Origin of the sequence: Streptomyces sp. NRRL WC-3626 (assembly GCF_000718785.1) — a bacterium.
Lineage (GTDB): Bacteria > Actinomycetota > Actinomycetes > Streptomycetales > Streptomycetaceae > Streptomyces > Streptomyces edwardsiae.
Genome location: NZ_JOCA01000022.1, coordinates 37,356 through 54,483 on the forward strand (window position 1 = coordinate 37,356; position 17,128 = coordinate 54,483).

The window sequence follows — 17,128 nt, forward strand, 5'->3', positions numbered from 1 at the left end:
GAGACGAAGAGGACTTCGGTGAAACAGGTCGTACAGAACTACAAGAGCGGTGAGCTGGCCCTGCTCGACGTGCCGGTGCCGGGGTGCAAGCCGGGCGGTGTGCTGGTGCGCAGCGCGTACTCGCTGATCTCCACCGGCACCGAGCTGATGAAGGTGTCCGAGGCGGGCATGTCGATGGTGGGCAAGGCGCGTTCCCGCCCCGACCAGGTGGCCAAGGTGGTGCAGAGCGTGGCCGTCAACGGGGTGCCCGCCACCTATCGCAAGGTGATGGGCAAGCTGGACTCCTATACGCCGCTGGGCTATTCGCTGTGCGGGGTGGTGGAGCGGGTCGGTGCCGGGGTCGACGACGTGAAGGTGGGCGACCTCGTGGCCTGCGCGGGCAACGAGCACGCGCTGCACGCCGAGTTGAACTGGGTGCCGAAGAACCTCTACGTCCCCGTGCCGGACGGTCTGGCGCCTGGGCACGCGGCGTTCGGCACCGTCGGCTCGATCGCGCTGCAGGGCGTCCGCCAGGGCGAGTCCCGGCTCGGCGAGGTGGCCCTGGTGATCGGCCTGGGGCTGATCGGGCAGCTGGTGGTGCAGCTGCTGGCCGCCTCGGGGGTCCGGGTGGTCGGGGCCGACCCCGACCCGGCGCGCTGCGAGCTCGCCGAACGCATGGGCGCGGATGCCTGCGGCGACCCGGCGTCGTCGGCCGTGGAGAGCGCCGTCGCCGAACTCACCGACGGCCACGGCGTGGACCAGGTGTATCTGGCCGCCGGCGGCGGCAGCAACCAGCCCGTCGAGCTGGCCGCCAGGCTGAGCCGCGACCGCGGCCGGGTGATCGACATCGGCAAGTGCAGCCTCGACCTGCCCTGGAACGCCTACTACGAGAAGGAACTCGACGTCCGCTTCTCCCGCAGCTACGGCCCGGGGCGCTACGACCCGGAGTACGAACTCGAGGGGCGGGACTACCCGATCGGCTACGTCCGCTGGACCGAGCGCCGCAACCTCGCGTGCTTCCTGGACCTCGTCGCCCGCGGCCGGGTCGACGTGGAGCCCCTGGTCTCCCACACGGCCGACTTCGCCGACGCGGTGGAGACGTATCAGAGCCTCAAGGACGGCGGCCTGAAGGCGGTGGCGGTGCTGTTCCGGTACCCCGGCGGCCCGGAGACCGAGGCCGGGGCCCCCGAGGTGACCGTGCCGCCGGTGCGGGTCGGGCGGAGTCCGGCGAGGGCCGTGCGGACGCCGGTACGCCTCGCGTTCGTCGGCGCGGGCAACTACGCGACCTCGATGCTGCTGCCGCACCTGGCCCAGCGCGACGGAGTCGAACTGTCCGCGGTCGTCACCACGACGGCCCTGTCGGCGGCCAACGCCCAGCGGAAGTTCGGCTTCCGTGAGGCGACCACCGATCTCGACGCCGTGCTCGGTGACGCGTCCGTCGACGCGGTGTTCGTGGTCACCCGGCACAGCTCGCACGCCGAACTGACCCGCAGGGCGCTGCTGGCCGGAAAGGCCGTCTTCGTGGAGAAGCCGCTGGCGCTCACCGAGGACGAACTCGCCGGTGTGCTCGCGGCGGTGGAGGAGTCCGGCAACGACCGGCTGCAGGTGGGCTTCAACCGCCGCTTCGCGCCGCTGCTGCGGGAGGCCGGTGAGCGGTTCGGTGCCCGGGGCGGGCCGGGGCACCTGCGCTATCTGGTCAACGCCGGCCGGCTCGACCACGGCAGCTGGTATCTGCGGCAGGGCACCGAGGGCTCCCGGTTCGCCGGTGAGGGCGGGCACTTCATCGACACGGCGGGCTGGCTGCTCGGCGCCGACCCCGAGTCGGTGTACGCGGTGACCACACCCGGCGGCGAGGACCTCCAGGTCGTGCTGCGCTACCCGGACGGATCGACCGCCACCGTCGGCTATGTCACCACCGGCCCGTCCGGATTCCCCAAGGAGACCCTGGACCTGGTCGCGGACGGCCGCGCGCTGCGGCTCGACGACTTCGTGCGCGCCTCCGTGTACGACGGCCGCAAGCGGTGGGTCAGTTCGCGGCTGCCCAAGGCGCGGGACAAGGGCCAGTCCGCCGAACTGGCCGCGTTCGTCAGGGCGGTGCGGACCGGCGGCCCGATGCCGGTGCCGCTGAAGTCGCTGGTCGCCACCACGGCGGCCACCCTCGCCGTACCGGCCGCCCTGGCCGCGGGGGCGCCGGTGACGCTGGCGGGGCCGCGATGACCACGAGCACGACCTGGTACCTGCGGCGGCTGTCCCGGATGGGGCCGCGGGAGATCGGCGGCCGGGTGGGCGACACGCTGCGCCGGCGGCGGTGGCGGTCGGTGGCGCCGCCGGCCGGCCCGGAGACGCCCGGCGCCCGGTTCACCGCCGTGCTGCCCGCCGAAGCGGTCGCCGCGGTGCCGCCGGACGCCGCGAAGCGGCTGGTCGCCGAGGCGGACCGGCTGATGGGCGGGCACGGCGGGTTCTTCGGGGTGGACCGTGACGACCTGGCCCATCCGGACTGGGCCTACGACCCGAAGACCGGGCGGCGGGCCCCGTCGGGCTACGCCTTCGACGTGCCGTACCGGGACGAGGAGGCGGTCGGGGACGTCAAGCAGATCTGGGAGCCGTCCCGGCACCAGTTCCTCACCGTCCTCGCCGCCGCGTACGCGGTCACCGGGAACGAGCGGTACGCGGAGCGGGTGGACGGGCTGCTGCGGTCGTGGTGGGCGGCCAACCCGCCGCTGCGCGGGGTGCACTGGACGAGCGGTATCGAGCTGGGGATCCGGCTGCTGTCCTGGGTGTGGATCCGCCGGCTGCTCGACGGCTGGCCGGGCGCGGCCGCACTGTTCGAGGACAACCCGGTGGCGACGGCGCAGATCTGGCACCACCAGCGCTGGCTGGCCGCCTTCCCCAGCCGGGGTTCGTCGGCGAACAACCATGTGATCGCCGAAGCCGCCGGACAGCTGGCCGCGTCCTGCGCCTTCGGCTGGTTCCCGGAGTCGGCGCGCTGGCGGTCCGAGGCGTCGCGCTCGCTGGAGCGGCAGTTGCGGCACAACACCTTCCGTTCCGGACTCAACCGTGAACTGGCCACCGAATACCACGGACTGGTGCTGGAACTCGGTCTGGCCGCGGTGGCCGAGGCGGATGCCGCCGGGGTGCCGGTACCCGCGTCGGTACGGCTGGTGCTGCTGCGGATGACCGACGCGCTCGCCGCCGTCGTGGACGACGCGTTGCGGCCGCCGCGCCAGGGGGACGCGGACGACGGCCACGGTCTGGTCGTGGACGGCGCGGGCACCGGCCGCTGGGGTTCGCTGCTCGCCACCGGCGACGCGGTCTTCGGTCGGCTCGACTGGTGGCCGGAGGTGACCGGCACCGATGTGCGCACCCCGCTGCTGGCCGCGCTGCTCCGGCCGTACCCGAGAAGCGGTACCGCCCGCCCGGCGAGCAGGCCGGGGCACTTCGCCGACGCGGGGATGACGATCCTGCGTGGTCCCGGCGGGATCTGGTGCCGCTGCGACGGCGGTCCGCACGGGTTCCTGTCGATCGCCGCGCACGCCCACGCGGACGCGCTGTCCGTGGAGGTACGGCACGACGGGGTCGAGGTGCTCGCCGACCCGGGGACGTACTGCTATCACGGACAGCCCGAGTGGCGGCGGTACTTCCGCTCCACCCTCGGCCACAACACCCTGCAGCTCGACGGCACCGACCAGTCCGTCTCCGGCGGCCCGTTCCTGTGGACCCGGCACGCGCGCAGCCGCGTCCTGACCGCGGACACCACCCGCTGGTGCGCTGAACACGACGGCTACCGGCCCTCGGTACACCGCCGCAAGGTAGAACTCGTCGCCGGCACACGTGAGCTGAAGGTGGTCGACGAGGTGCGTGGCGCACGCCGGGAGGTGCGGCTGGCGTTCCACCTCGGGCCGGCGGTCACGGCGGAACTGACGGACGACCGGGCGGTGCTCACCTGGACCCGGGACGGCGAGGACCGCTCGGCCGTGCTCGAACTGCCCGCGCAGCTGTCCTGGCGGGCGCACCGCGGCGAGAGCGGGCCGCCGCTGGGCTGGTACTCGCCGGGCTTCGGCCGCAAGGAACCCGCCACCACGCTGATCGGCACCGGATTCACCGACGGCGCAAGGGAGTTCGTCACCGTACTCGGATTCCGGGGCTAGGGGAGGAGGACACGTGGGGAGCAGATGGCGGGCGTTACCGCTGGCGCTGGCGCTGCTGGCGGCGGCCGGCTGTGACAGCGGTACGCCGGACGACGCCCGGCCGAAGCCGACCGCGGCGCCGACCGCGGCGCCCACCTCCGCGCCGGCCGCGTCCGTGGCCCGGGTGTGCGCCAAGCCCCCGGCCGGGCCGGCGAAGGCTCCGGCGGGCGCGGTGAAGGTCGACCCCGCGGTCCCCGGCGACCTTGCCGCCAAGACGAAGAGCAGCCCCGCGCACACCACGTTCTGGCTCGCACCGGGCACGCACCGGCTCGACCCCGACCCGTACGCCCAGGTCGCCCCCAAGGAGGGGAACAGCTACATCGGCGCGCCGGGCGCGGTGCTCGACGGCCGTACGACCAACCGGTACGCGTTCGGGGGCGACGCCCGCGATGTCACCATCAGCCATCTGACCGTGCGGCGTTTCGTCGCGCCGCGCAACGAGGGCGTGGTCAACCACGACTCGGCCGACGGCTGGAAGGTCGAGCACGCGACGATCCGTGACAACTCCGGCGCCGGGCTGATGGCGGGCGCCCGCCAGGAGGTCCGCGCCAGCTGTCTGCGCGACAACGGCCAGTACGGCATGAACGCGTACAAGGCCGGTGACTCCATCGCGGATCTGGTCGTCGAGGGCAACGAGATCACGGGCAACAACACCGGCGACTGGGAGCGGCGGGAGCAGGGCTGCGGCTGCACCGGCGGCATCAAGTTCTGGGCCGTGGACGGCGCCGACATCCGCGGCAACTGGGTGCACGACAACCGCGGAACGGGCCTGTGGGCGGACACCAACAACAACGACTTCCTCATCGAGGACAACGTGCTGGAGGCCAACGACGGTGCCGCGCTGATCTACGAGACCAGCTACAACGCGATCATCCGGAAGAACACCGTCCGGGGCAACAACGTGGTCGAGGGCCGCAAGTACGCCGACCGGGGCGACACCTTCCCGTTCGCGACGGTCTATCTGTCCGAGTCCGGCGGTGAACCGCGCGTCCCGGCCCGCACCGACAGGATCGAGGTGTACCGGAACCTGCTGGAGAACAACTGGTCCGGGATCACCCTGTGGGAGAACGCCGACCGGTTCTGCAACAGCCCGGCCAACACCTCCTCCGGTGACTGCACCCTCCTGGTGGAGGACACCGGCCGCTGCGCCCAGCCGGGTATCGCCTCCGAGCCGCTCTACTCCGACTGCCGGTGGCGGACCCAGCGGGTGGACATCCACGACAACCGCTTCGTGCTGGACAAGTCGGTCCTCGACTGCACGTCGACGTGCGACCGCATGGCGGTGCTGGCCAACTACGGCACCTACCCGGACTGGTCGCCGTACCAGGGCGAGCGGGTCGCCGAGGCGATCACGCTGGAGCAGCACAACCGCTGGCACGACAACGTCTACGTCGGACCGTGGCAGTTCGTCGTCCACGACCCCAGCCAGGTGGTCGACTCCACACAGTGGCGGGGCGCGCCGTACCGGCAGGACGCGGGCAGCACCTTCCGCGCGCGGGGCGGTGACTGAGATGAACGAGGAGCGCACGCCGAAGACCGTCGGGACGGTGTGGGGACTGCTGATCCTCAACACCCTCGGCTCCACCGGGGCGGAGACCATCGTCCCGCTCCCCCGCTCCCTCATCCAGATGGTCACCATGGGCGCGCTGGTCGCCGCGTTCGTGCTGGCGCTCGCGGTCAATCTGCGGCTGCGCGTGCGGCCGAACGCCTACCTGTTCCTGCTCACCCTGCTGCTGGTGCCGAGCCTCCTCTCCAGCGCGGACCTGGGGTCCGGGTTCGGCGCGCTGTTCCGCTGCGCCCGGCTGGCGCTGTTCATCGGGACGCTGTGGCTGCTCAGCCGCTGGTGGGACGGCGGTCTGACGTTCGTACGGCATCACATCCGGATGTACTTCGCGGTCCTCGCGTCGGTCGCCGCAGGCGCGGTGATCTCGCCGGGCGCCGCCCTGCCCGACCTGTACGGCGGGCGGCTGGTCGGCGCGCTGTGGCCGCTCACCCCGCCGCAGATCGGACAGTACGCGGCGGTGATCATCGGGCTGACCGTGCTGCTCGTGCTCGGCGGCCGGACCGACAGGAGGAGCGCGGCGCTGGTCGTCGTACCGTCGCTGATCCTGCTCGCGCTGACCCACACCCGGACGGCCACGCTCGGCATGCTCGCCGGGCTGCTGCTGGCGATCGGCTCACTCGTGCTGACCAGTTCCGCCGCCCGCCGGTTCTTCGCCTGGACGGTGCTGTGCGCGGCCGTGGCCGCGGTGGGGTTCAGCTCGTGGCTGCAGTCGTGGTTCCTGCGCGGGCAGAGCCAGGAGAACTTCGCCAGTCTCACCGGCCGGCAGAAGGTGTGGGACGCGCTGCTGGCGGCGCCCAGGTCGACCTCGGAGTACCTGTTCGGCGCGGGCCTGGGCGACAAGTCGTACGGCGGGCTGCCGATCGACAACTCCTGGCTGGCCGTCTTCCAGGAGCAGGGCATGACCGGTGTCGTCCTGGTGGCCGCGTTCATCGCCGTACTGGGCGCCGTGGCGCTGCTGCGGCCGCCGTCACTGGCGCGGGCCTGCGCGCTCTTCCTGATCGGCTACTGCGCGCTCGCGTCGTACACCGAGGCCGGGCTGGGCGACGCGTCGCCGTATCTGCTGCATCTGGCGCTGGCCGCCTCGCTGCTCGCGGCACCGGCCGCGGACACCTCCCCGGCGCCACAGGCGCCCCGACGACGTGTTCCGGGCTGGGCCCGGCGAACGGAGGTGACGTGAGCATGCGTGTCCTGGTGGTGCACAACCACTACGGCTCGGCGCAGCCGAGCGGGGAGAACAAGGTCGTCGGCCAGGAGGTGGAGCTGCTGCGCGGCGCGGGTCACGAGGTCGGGGTGTTCGAGCGGCGCAGCGACGACATCGCCGGCCGGTCGCTGCCGGGGAAGGCCGCGGTGCCGCTCCTGGTGCCGTGGAATCCGGGGGTCCGCAGGGAGCTGGCGGCGCGGCTGCGCGCCGAGCGGCCGGACGTGGTGCACGTCCACAACGTGTTCCCGCTGCTGTCGCCGTCGGTCCTCGCGGCCTGCGCGGACGCGGGGGTGCCGGCCGTCGCGACGCTGCACAACTACACGCAGGTCTGTCCGCCCGGCACGCTGCAGCGGGACGGCCGTCCGTGCACGGAGTGCGTGGGGTCCGCCCCGCTGCCCGCCGTACGGCACGGCTGCTACCGGAACTCCCGGCTGGCGACGGTGCCGCTCGCGGTGAGTCTGGCGGCCAACCGGCGGCGCTGGTGGACCGGGGTGGAGCGGTTCTTCTGCATCTCGGCGGCGCAGCGTGACGTCCTGGTGGGGGCCGGCATGCCGGCCGGGCGGATGGCGGTGAAGCACAACTTCGTGCCCGACACCGACGCCCGCCGCGCGGGCCCCGGCGAGCATGTGCTGTATCTCGGCCGGCTCGCGGAGGCCAAGGGCGTACGGCTGCTCATGGCCGCCTGGGACGAGATCGCGGCCGGCGGTGGTGCGGGGGTGCCGCTGGTGATCGCCGGCACGGGGCCGCTGGAGGCGGAGGTGTCCGCGTGGGCGGCGGGCCGCGGCGACGTGCGGTACGTCGGCCTGTACGACCCGGAGCAGTGCCGGCGGGCGCTCGCGCGGGCGGTCGCCGTGGTGGCGCCCTCGACCTGGCTGGAGGCGTTCGGGCTGGTGGTCGTGGAGGCGATGGCCGCCGGGGTGCCGGCCGTCGCCGCCGGTCACGGCGCCTTCACCGAACTCGTCGAGGACGAGAGGACGGGGCTGCTGCACCGGCCGGGCGACGCGGCCTCGCTCGCGTCCTGTCTGCGCCGGATCACGGCCGAAGGGGGGCGCAACGCGGAGATGGGCCGGGCGGCCCGGCTCCGTTACGAACAGGGCTTCAGCCCGGCCGTCGGGCTGGAGCGCCTGGTGGAGGGGTACCGCACCGCGATCGCGGGGCGGTCGGCACTGGCTCGCGGCGGGGACACGCGCGCGGGCAGGGGGGATGGGAACAGCAGATGACACGATGCCGACTCTGCGGCTCGGAGGCGATGGCGAGCGTCGTCGACCTCGGGGCGACACCGCCGTGCGAGAGTTTCCTCGCCGCGGAGCAACTGGACCGGCCGGAGCCCGCGTACCCGCTGCATCTGCGGGTCTGCACCGAGTGCTGGCTCGCGCAGATCCCGCCGCTGATCACACCCGAGGACACGTTCAGCGAGTACGCGTACTTCTCCTCGTACTCGAAGTCCTGGGTGGAGCACGCGGGGACGTTCGTCGAGGATGCCGTGGGACGGCTGGGGCTCGGCGCGGACTCGTTCGTGGTCGAGGTCGCGAGCAACGACGGCTACCTGCTGCGGCATGTGGTGGACCGGGGCATCCGCTGCCTGGGCGTCGAACCCTCGGTGAACGTGGGTGCGGCGGCGCGGGACGCGGGTGTGCCCACGGTGACGGAGTTCCTGAGTCCCAAGACCGGTGCGGCCGTCCGCGCCGGACACGGCCCGGCGGACCTGGTCGTGGCCAACAACGTGTACGCGCACATCCCCGACGTGGTCGGCTTCACCCGGGGCCTGCGCGCCCTGGTCGCCGACGACGGCTGGGTCTCCATCGAGGTGCAGCATCTGCTCACCCTGATCGAGGAGAACCAGTACGACACGATCTACCACGAGCACTTCCAGTACTACACGGTCGCGTCCGCGGCACGGGCCCTGGCGAGCGGCGGACTCACGCTCGTGGACGTGGAGTTGCTGCCGACGCACGGCGGCTCCATCCGGCTGTGGTCGCGGCCGGCCGAGGTGGCCGGGGAGCCGTCCCGGCGGGTGGCCGAGGTGCTGGACCGCGAGAAGGCGGCCGGACTGCAGGAGCTGACCGGGTACGCCGAGTTCTCCGCCCGGGTGGCCAAGGTGCGCCGGGATCTGCTGCGGTTCCTCATCGACGCGGCCGAGCGCGGGGAGACGGTCGTCGGCTACGGCGCTCCCGGCAAGGGCAACACCCTGCTCAACCACTGCGGCATCCGCCCCGACCTGCTGCCGTACACGGTGGACCGCAATCCGTACAAGCACGGCAGGTTCACCCCCGGCACCCGTATCCCGGTGCTGCCGCCGGAGCGGATCGCCGCCGACCGGCCCGACTACGTCCTCGTCCTCCCGTGGAACCTGCGCGAGGAGCTGAGCGAGCAGTTGTCCTTCGTGCACGAGTGGGGCGGCCGGCTGGTCTTCCCCATCCCGGAACTGAGCATTGTCGAGGTCGAGCGATGAAGGTCGTACTGTTCTGCGGCGGTTACGGGATGCGGATGCGCAGCGGCGCCGCCGACGACGTGCCGAAGCCGATGGCGATGGTGGGGCCGCGCCCGCTGATCTGGCACGTGATGCGCTACTACGCGCACTACGGGCACCGGGAGTTCATCCTGTGCCTCGGCTACGGGGCCCACCACATCAAGGACTTCTTCCTCCACTACGAGGAGACGACGTCCAACGACTTCGTCCTGCGCGGCGGACGCACGGAGTTGCTGTCCACCGACATCTCGGACTGGACGATCACGTTCGCGCAGACCGGTATCGAGTCGCCCATCGGGGAGCGGCTGCGCCGGGTCCGGCACCATCTGGACGGCGACGAGATGTTCCTCGCGAACTACGCCGACGTGCTCACCGACGCCCCGCTGCCGGAGATGATCGAGAGGTTCGCCCGGCGGGACGCGGGCGCGTCGATGATGGTGGTGCCGCCGCAGTCGTCGTTCCACTGCGTGGAGCTGGGCGAGGACGGGCTGGTGGACGGCATCACGGCGGTGAGCGACATGCCGCTGTGGGAGAACGGCGGCTACTTCGTGCTCCGCCAGGAGGTGTTCGACCACATCCCCGAGGGCGGCGATCTGGTCGCCGACGGCTGCGGCGGGCTGGCCAAGCAGGGGCGGCTGGTGGCGCACCGCCACCGCGGCTTCTGGAGGCCGACCGACACCGTGAAGGAGCGGGCCGCGCTCGACGCCGCCTACGCCCGCGGGGAGCGCCCGTGGGCCGTGTGGGAGCGGGCCGGGGCGGGGGTGGGCGTGTGATCCGGCTCGGTACGGGCAGCCTGGAGCGGATCGTGGCGGTGGGCGCGCACTGCGACGACATCGCCATCGGTGCCGGCGGCACCCTGCTCACGCTGTGCCTCGCCCGGCCGGGCGTCCGCGTCGACGCGCTGGTGCTCTCCGGCGGCGGCGGTGAGCGGGAGGAGGAGGAACGGGCGGCGCTCGCCGCGTTCTGCCCGGGCGCCGATCTGCGGCTGACCGTGCTCAAACTTCCGGACGGGCGGCTGCCCGTGCACTGGGAGGAGGCCAAGGCCGCGGTGGAGGAACTGCGCGGGCGGACCGAGCCGGACGTGATCCTTGCCCCGCGCACCGACGACGCGCACCAGGACCACCGCGGCCTGGCGCGGCTGATACCCACGGCGTTCCGCGACCATCTCGTCCTCGGCTACGAGATCGTCAAGTGGGACGGCGATCTCGGCCGGATGGTGGCCTACCAGCCGCTGACACCGCGGACCGCCGAGCGGAAGGTGCGGTTGCTGCAGGAGCACTACGCCTCACAGCGGCACCGGCCCTGGTACGACCGGGAGGCCTTCCTGGGGCTCGCCCGGATCCGCGGTATCGAATGCCAGGCGCGCTACGCCGAGGCGTTCGCCGTCACCAAACTCACTCTCGACCTGGGGGATTGAACCTTGCGCGTACTGCTCACCGGACACCAGGGCTACCTCGGCACCGTGATGGCACCCGTCCTCACGGCGGCCGGACACGAGGTCGTCGGCCTGGACGCCGGCCTGTTCGCCGACTGTGTCCTCGGCCCGGCGCCCGCGGACCCGCCGGGGCCGCGGGTGGACCTGCGGGACGTCACCGCCGAGCATGTGGCCGGGGTGGACGCCGTGATCCATCTGGCCGCGCTCTCCAACGACCCGCTGGGCTCGCTCGCCCCGGAGCTCACCTACGACATCAACCACCACGCGTCGGTACGGCTGGCCCGGCTGGCCCGTGACGCCGGCGTGCAGCGCTTCCTGTACGCGTCGACCTGCTCGGTGTACGGCGCCGCCGGCGGCGACGAGCTGGTGACCGAGGAGGCCCCGCTGCGGCCGGTGACGCCGTACGCGGAGTCCAAGGTGCGGGTGGAGGACGATCTGCACGCGCTCTGCGACGGCGACTTCAGCCCGGTGTACATGCGCAACGCCACCGCCTTCGGCCACTCCCCCCGACTGCGTGCCGACATCGTGCTCAACAACCTCGTCGGGCATGCCCTGTTGTCCGGCGAGGTGCTCGTGCTCTCCGACGGCACCCCGTGGCGTCCGCTGGTGCACGCCGCCGACATCGCGCGCGCCTTCGCCGCCGCGCTGGTCGCGCCCCGGGAGGCGGTGCACGACCGGGCGTTCAACATCGGCAGTGAGGTCAACAACGTCACCGTCGCCGAGATCGCCGAGCAGGTCGCCGAGGCGGTGTCCGGCGCCAAGGTCGTGATCACCGGGGAGACCGGTGCCGACCCGCGCTCCTACCGGGTGGACTTCTCCCGGTTCCGGGCCGCGATACCCGGCTTCGACTGCGAGTGGACGGTGAAGCAGGGCGCGCTCGAACTCGCCGACGCCTACCGGCGGCACGGGCTGACCCGGGAGGACTTCGAGCAGCGCTTCACCCGGCTCGCCGTGCTGCGCGCGGCGTCCGACGCCGGCACCGTCGACGACACCCTGCGGTGGCGCCGATGACCCAGCCCGGCGAGGAGATGTACGCGCTGGTGGAGCGGATGTACCCGCTGTGCCGGAGCATCACGGGCGACGGTGTGCGCGCCACCCTGGGCATCGTCGACGAGTACATCCCCCTGCGCATGCACGAGGTGCCGACCGGGACACGGGTCCTCGACTGGACGGTGCCGCAGGAGTGGAACATCCGGGACGCGTACATCGCGGACGCCGGCGGCCGCCGGGTCGTCGACTTCCGCGCGTCCAGCCTGCATGTGCTCGGCTACAGCGTGCCGGTGTCGGCGACCATGCCGCTGGCCGAGCTGCGCGCACACCTGCACACCCTGCCGGAGCATCCGTCCTGGGTGCCGTACCGCACCAGTTACTACGAGCCGAAGTGGGGCTTCTGCCTGGCCCAGGAGACCCTGGACGCGCTCCCGGACGGCGACTACGAGGTGCGTGTCGACTCCACGCTCGCCGACGGTCATCTCACCTACGGCGAGCATGTCGTCCCCGGCCGGGTTCCCGACGAGGTGCTCGTCTCCTGCCATGTCTGCCATCCGTCGCTGGCCAACGACAACCTGGCCGGCATCGCGGTCGCGGTCTTCCTGGCCCGCGCGCTCGCGGAGCAACGGCCGTACTACACCTACCGGTTCGTCTTCGCCCCGGGCACGATCGGGGCGATCACCTGGCTGGCCCGCAACAGGGAACGGGTGGAACGGGTCAGGCACGGGCTCGTACTGGCCTGCGCGGGCGACCCGGGACAGCTGACGTACAAGCGCAGCCGGCGTGGCGACGCGGAGATCGACCGGGTGCTGCGGCACGTCCTGACCGCCTCCGAACGGCCGCACCGCATCACCGAGTTCACTCCGTACGGCTACGACGAGCGGCAGTACTGCTCCCCCGGGTTCGACCTCGGCGTGGGCTCACTCACCCGGACCCCGTACGCGGGCTACCCCGAGTACCACACCTCGGCGGACAACCTGGACTTCGTCTCCCCGGAGGCGATGGCCGACACGCTCGCCGTCTGCCGTGAGGCGTTCGCCGTGCTCGACCGCAACCGGCGGTACGTCAACCTCAGCCCGTACGGCGAACCGCAGCTGGGCAGAAGGGGGTTGTACGACTCGCTCGGCGGACGCAGCGACGCCAAGCAGGCCCAGCTGGCCATGCTCTGGGTGCTCAGCCTCTCCGACGGCGAGCACGGTCTGCTGGACGTCGCGGAGCGGTCGGGGCTGCCGTTCGACACGATCGCCGACGCGGCCGACGCGTTGCACGGCGCCGGGCTGATCAAGGCGTGACGGCGATGACCGCCGAGGGGGAGGAGACGACGACACCGCCGGGGCCCGCCCGGCGGGGCGTCGTCGGGCGGCTGTCCTGGGGGCTGGCCGACCAGGCGGCCTCCAGCCTGTCCAACTTCGTGGTCGGCGTCTATGTGGCCCGCTCACTGGGACTGACCGCGTTCGGCGTGTTCAGTCTGGCCTGGGTGACGTACGGCGTGGTGCTCAACGTCTCCCGCGGGCTGGCCACCGACCCTCTCGTGGTGCGCTTCAGCGGCGTGCCGGAAGCGGTCTGGCGCGGGGCCGTGGCCCGGTCGTCGGGCACCGCGCTGCTCGTCGGCACGGGCATCGGCACGGTGTCGCTGGCCGCCGGGCTGGCCATCGGCGGCCAGGTGGGGGCCGCCTTCGCCGGTCTGGGCGTCGTACTGCCGGGGCTGCTGCTGCAGGACGCCTGGCGGTACGCGTTCTTCGCCGCCGGCGTCGGCCGGAAGGCGTTCGTCAACGACGTCGTGTGGGGTGTCGCACTCGTCCCGGCCATGGTGGTCGCGGCCCGCGTGGGCACCGTGACCGCGTTCCTGCTCGCCTGGGGCGGGTCCGCCGCGGTGGCGGGAGCGTACGGCTGGTTGCAGTCCGGCATCCGGCCCCGGCCGGGCGGGGCACGCGACTGGCACCGCGACCACCGCGACCTCGGCTACCGGTATCTGGCCGAGAACGTCGGTGTCAGCGGCGCCGGCCAGATACGGGCGTACGGGCTCGGCGTGATCGTCGGCGTCGGCGCGGTCGGGGTGATCCGGGGCGCGGAGCTGCTGCTCGGCCCGTTCCTCGCCATCCTGATGGGCCTGTCGCTGGTCACCGTCGCGGAGGCGGCGCGGGTGCTGCGGCAGGCTCCGCACCGGCTCGGACCGTTCTGTTTCCTGCTCGGCGGCGGACAGGCCGTCGCCGCGCTGCTGTGGGGCGCGGTACTGCTGCTGGTGCCGGACCGGTTCGGCGAGCTCGTCCTCGGTGACGTCTGGAGCTCCGCCGCCGAGCTCATCGTGCCGGTCACGCTCGGCGTCGCGGCCGCCGGCCTCGGCACCGGCGCGGCGTCCGGGCTGCGCGCGCTCGCGGCGGCCCGGCGCAGCCTGCGCTCCCAGCTGTTCGCCTCCGCCTGCTATGTCACCGGCGGGCTCGGCGGCGCGGTCGCCGGCGGCGTGGTCGGCTCGGCCTGGGGTGCCGCCGCCGCGTCCGTGTGCGGCTCCGCCGTGTGGTGGCTGCAGTTGCGGGCCGCTTTGCGTGAGCGCCAAGACCATTCCGTTCCCGAAGTGAGGAATCCATGACCCCCCACCCCCGGCTGAGCATCGGCCTGCCCGTCTACAACGGCGAGGAGTATCTGGCCGAATCGCTCGACGCCCTGCTGGGCCAGACCTACGAGGACTTCGAACTGGTCATCTCCGACAACGCCTCGACCGACGGGACCCAGGACATCTGCCGCCGCTACGCGGCGAAGGACTCGCGTATCCGCTATGTCCGGCTGACCCGGAACATCGGTGCCGCGCCGAACCACAACTTCGTGTTCACCGAGTGCCGGGGCGAGTTGTTCAAATGGGCCTCGCACGACGACCTGTACGCCCGTGATCTGCTGCGGCGCTGTGTGGAGGCGCTCGACGAGCGCCCCGACGTGATCCTCGCGCACTCCGGTCAGGCGGTCATCGACGGCGAGGGCAAGGTGAAGGTGCCGTACGAGTACAAGCTCGCCACCGACTCGCCGCACGCGCCGGAGCGCTTCCGCAGTCTGCTGTTCGAGCCCGGGGGCGACGACTTCTACGGGGTGATGCGGGCCGACGTGCTGCGCCGGGTCAAGCCGCACGACAGCTACCACCACGCCGACCGCACCTTCGTCGCCGAGATCACCCTGCACGGCCCCTTCCACCAGGTGCCGGAGCTGCTGTACTTCCGCCGCGACCATCCCACCCGCGCCGAGCGGGCGAACCCCTCCAAGCGGTCCAGGTGCGTCAATCTGGACCCACGCAGGGCGGGACCGCTGCATCCGACACCCCGGCTGCTCGCCGAATACGTCCTGGGGTTCATGTCGGCGGTGCGGCGGGCGCCGCTGTCCGCGGCCGACCGGCGTGCCTGCTACCGGCACCTCGCCTCGTGGATGACCAGCAGGGTCCGTCCGGGCGCCGGCGAGCGGGTCGAGGACCGCGCCCCGGTCGACCCGGCCCGGCTCACCGTCTCCGTCGACGCCCTCGTCGCCGGCCGTGAAGGGAGGCAGGCATGAGGTCTGCGCAGGAGAAGCCGTTACGGGTCGGTGTGTTCGGTCTGCTCGGCTCCGGGAACAGCGGCAACGACGGCTCGCTGGAGGCCGTGCTCGACCACCTCCGCGCCGCGCACCCGGAGGCGGTCGTGGACTCGATGTGCGGCGGGCCCGAGGTGGTCGCCACCCGGTACGGAATCCACACGACGCGGCTGAACTGGTACCGCGGGGAGTACCGGACCGCGTCCCGGGTGGGCGCGATGGCGGGCAAGGCGCTGGGCAAACTCGTCGACGTCGTCCGCACCGCCGCCTGGGTGCGCCGGCACGACGCGGTGATCGTGCCGGGCACGGGGGTCCTGGAGACCACGCTGCCGCTGCGGCCGTGGGGGTTCCCGTACTCGCTGGTCCTGCTGTGCGCGACGGGGCGGCTGTTCGGCACCAAGGTGGCGCTGGTCAGCGTCGGCGCCGGGCCGATCGGCAACCGGCCGACCCGGTTCCTGACCCGCTGGTCGACCCGGCTGGCCGCGTACCGGTCCTACCGGGACGCCCACTCGCGGGACGCGATGCGGGCGATGGGCGTGGACACCTCGCGGGACGGGATCTACGCGGACCTCGTGTTCGCGCTGCCCGCCCCGGCGACGAACGAGGCCGCGGGCACGTCGGGCCCGGTGTGCGTCGGTGTCATGGACTTCCACGGGAACAACGACGAGCGTGACCGGGCGGAGGAGATCCACCACCGCTATCTGGAGGGGACGACCCGGTTCGTCCGGGCGCTGGCCGAGGACGGCCGGCCCGTGCGGCTGCTCACCGGGGACGAGCTCGACCGGCCGGTGGCCGCCGCGATCGCCGACGCGGTGGGCTCGCCGCTGGTCACCGTGGCCGAGGCGGCGTCCCTGGCCGATCTGATGAAGGAGACGGCGTGCGCCGACGCCGTGGTGGCGACCCGGTACCACAATCTGGTCTGCGCGCTGAAGGTCGGCGTTCCGACGCTCGCCCTCAGCTATTCGGCGAAGAGTGACGCGCTCATGGCCGACATGGGACTGGGCGACTTCTGCCACCCAGCACGCGAGGCCGACGCGGAACGGCTGCTGGAGCGGTTCCGTGAACTGGAGCGCAGGTCACCCGAGTTACGCCGGACACTCACCGAGCGCAATCTGGCCGCCGCCCGGCGCGTCGAGCGCCAGTTCACCGACATGGACGCCGTTCTCTTCGGCACCGGCACCCCCGCACGGCAGGAGACTCCATGAAAGTGACCGAAGTCCCGGAGGTCGCGGGCGCGTTCCTGTTCGAGCCGACGCCGTACACCGACGAACGCGGCTTCTTCTGCCGCACGTTCGACGCCGACGTGGTCCGCTCGGTGGGCCTCGACCCGCACGCGTTCGTCCAGGACAGCGTCTCCCGCTCGGTACGGGGCGTGCTGCGCGGCATGCATCTGCGCTCCGGCACGGGTGAGGCCAAGCTGGTGCGCTGCTCGTACGGGAGGATCTTCGACGTGGTCGTGGATCTGCGGCCGGACTCGCCGACGTATCTGGGCCGGGCCTTCTTCGAGTTGTCCGGCGAGACGCAGGCGACGCTGTACATCCCGGCGGGCTGCGCGCACGGCTTCCAGGCGCTCACCGACACCGCCGACACGTCGTACCGGATCGACCGCCCGCACGACCCGGCACAGGACGTGACGATCGCCTTCGACGACCCCGGACTCGCCATCCCCTGGCCGCTGCCGGCCGTATCGATGTCCCAGCGGGACCGTGAGGCGCCGAGCCTGGCCGACGTCCTGAAGAACAGGGAGAGTTGA

Annotated in this window: 14 protein-coding genes; all 14 read left to right on the plus strand. The window is 72.4% G+C overall.

The features are described from left to right. Positions 1–18 precede the first annotated feature (18 nt). The 14 genes from IF28_RS0127680 to IF28_RS0127745 are packed head-to-tail and all read left to right on the plus strand — an operon-like array spanning position 19 to position 17,128. Positions 19–2,196, plus strand: coding sequence for a bi-domain-containing oxidoreductase (locus tag IF28_RS0127680; RefSeq protein ID WP_030225572.1), 2,178 nt, complete (start codon positions 19–21; stop codon positions 2,194–2,196). Then, a complete protein-coding gene (locus IF28_RS0127685; protein ID WP_030225575.1) occupies positions 2,193–4,127 on the plus strand; it encodes a heparinase II/III family protein in 1,935 nt (644 codons plus the stop codon). The genes IF28_RS0127680 and IF28_RS0127685 overlap by 4 nt, the downstream gene beginning before the upstream one ends. A gap of 13 nt (positions 4,128–4,140) precedes the next feature. Next, positions 4,141–5,676 (plus strand): right-handed parallel beta-helix repeat-containing protein, encoded by a 1,536-nt coding sequence (locus tag IF28_RS0127690; protein ID WP_030225577.1) that lies wholly within the window; start codon positions 4,141–4,143, stop codon positions 5,674–5,676. Position 5,677: 1 nt separating this feature from the next. Beyond that, positions 5,678–6,907, plus strand: a complete 1,230-nt coding sequence (locus tag IF28_RS0127695; RefSeq protein ID WP_030225580.1) for a membrane protein — start codon at positions 5,678–5,680, stop codon at positions 6,905–6,907. Positions 6,908–6,909: 2 nt separating this feature from the next. Then, positions 6,910–8,151 carry a glycosyltransferase gene (locus IF28_RS0127700; RefSeq protein ID WP_030225582.1) on the plus strand — a complete coding sequence of 414 codons (1,242 nt, stop codon included), beginning with the start codon at positions 6,910–6,912 and terminating at the stop codon, positions 8,149–8,151. After that, on the plus strand, positions 8,148–9,383 hold the full coding sequence (locus IF28_RS0127705; RefSeq protein ID WP_030225584.1) for a class I SAM-dependent methyltransferase: 1,236 nt from the start codon (positions 8,148–8,150) through the stop codon (positions 9,381–9,383). Before IF28_RS0127700 ends, IF28_RS0127705 begins: the two co-directional genes overlap by 4 nt. Next, a complete protein-coding gene (locus tag IF28_RS0127710) occupies positions 9,380–10,174 on the plus strand; it encodes a glucose-1-phosphate cytidylyltransferase (RefSeq protein ID WP_030225585.1) in 795 nt (264 codons plus the stop codon). The genes IF28_RS0127705 and IF28_RS0127710 overlap by 4 nt, the downstream gene beginning before the upstream one ends. Further along, positions 10,171–10,818, plus strand: coding sequence for a PIG-L deacetylase family protein (locus tag IF28_RS0127715; protein ID WP_030225587.1), 648 nt, complete (start codon positions 10,171–10,173; stop codon positions 10,816–10,818). The genes IF28_RS0127710 and IF28_RS0127715 overlap by 4 nt, the downstream gene beginning before the upstream one ends. A 3-nt stretch (positions 10,819–10,821) precedes the next feature. Beyond that, the gene (locus IF28_RS0127720; protein WP_030225589.1) at positions 10,822–11,847 is read left to right on the plus strand and encodes an NAD-dependent epimerase/dehydratase family protein; all 1,026 of its coding nucleotides are present in this window, start codon (positions 10,822–10,824) and stop codon (positions 11,845–11,847) included. Next, positions 11,835–13,118, plus strand: a complete 1,284-nt coding sequence (locus tag IF28_RS0127725; RefSeq protein WP_030225591.1) for a DUF4910 domain-containing protein — start codon at positions 11,835–11,837, stop codon at positions 13,116–13,118. The genes IF28_RS0127720 and IF28_RS0127725 overlap by 13 nt, the downstream gene beginning before the upstream one ends. Before the next feature lie 5 nt (positions 13,119–13,123). Next, entirely contained in the window at positions 13,124–14,413 is a 1,290-nt protein-coding gene (locus IF28_RS0127730; RefSeq protein WP_030225593.1) for a membrane protein, read from the plus strand. Further along, positions 14,410–15,357: a glycosyltransferase family 2 protein gene (locus tag IF28_RS0127735; protein ID WP_030225595.1), complete on the plus strand. Its 948-nt coding sequence runs from the start codon at positions 14,410–14,412 to the stop codon at positions 15,355–15,357. The genes IF28_RS0127730 and IF28_RS0127735 overlap by 4 nt, the downstream gene beginning before the upstream one ends. Continuing rightward, positions 15,354–16,580 carry a polysaccharide pyruvyl transferase family protein gene (locus IF28_RS0127740; RefSeq protein WP_030225598.1) on the plus strand — a complete coding sequence of 409 codons (1,227 nt, stop codon included), beginning with the start codon at positions 15,354–15,356 and terminating at the stop codon, positions 16,578–16,580. Before IF28_RS0127735 ends, IF28_RS0127740 begins: the two co-directional genes overlap by 4 nt. Then, positions 16,577–17,128 carry a dTDP-4-dehydrorhamnose 3,5-epimerase family protein gene (locus tag IF28_RS0127745; RefSeq protein WP_030225601.1) on the plus strand — a complete coding sequence of 184 codons (552 nt, stop codon included), beginning with the start codon at positions 16,577–16,579 and terminating at the stop codon, positions 17,126–17,128. Before IF28_RS0127740 ends, IF28_RS0127745 begins: the two co-directional genes overlap by 4 nt.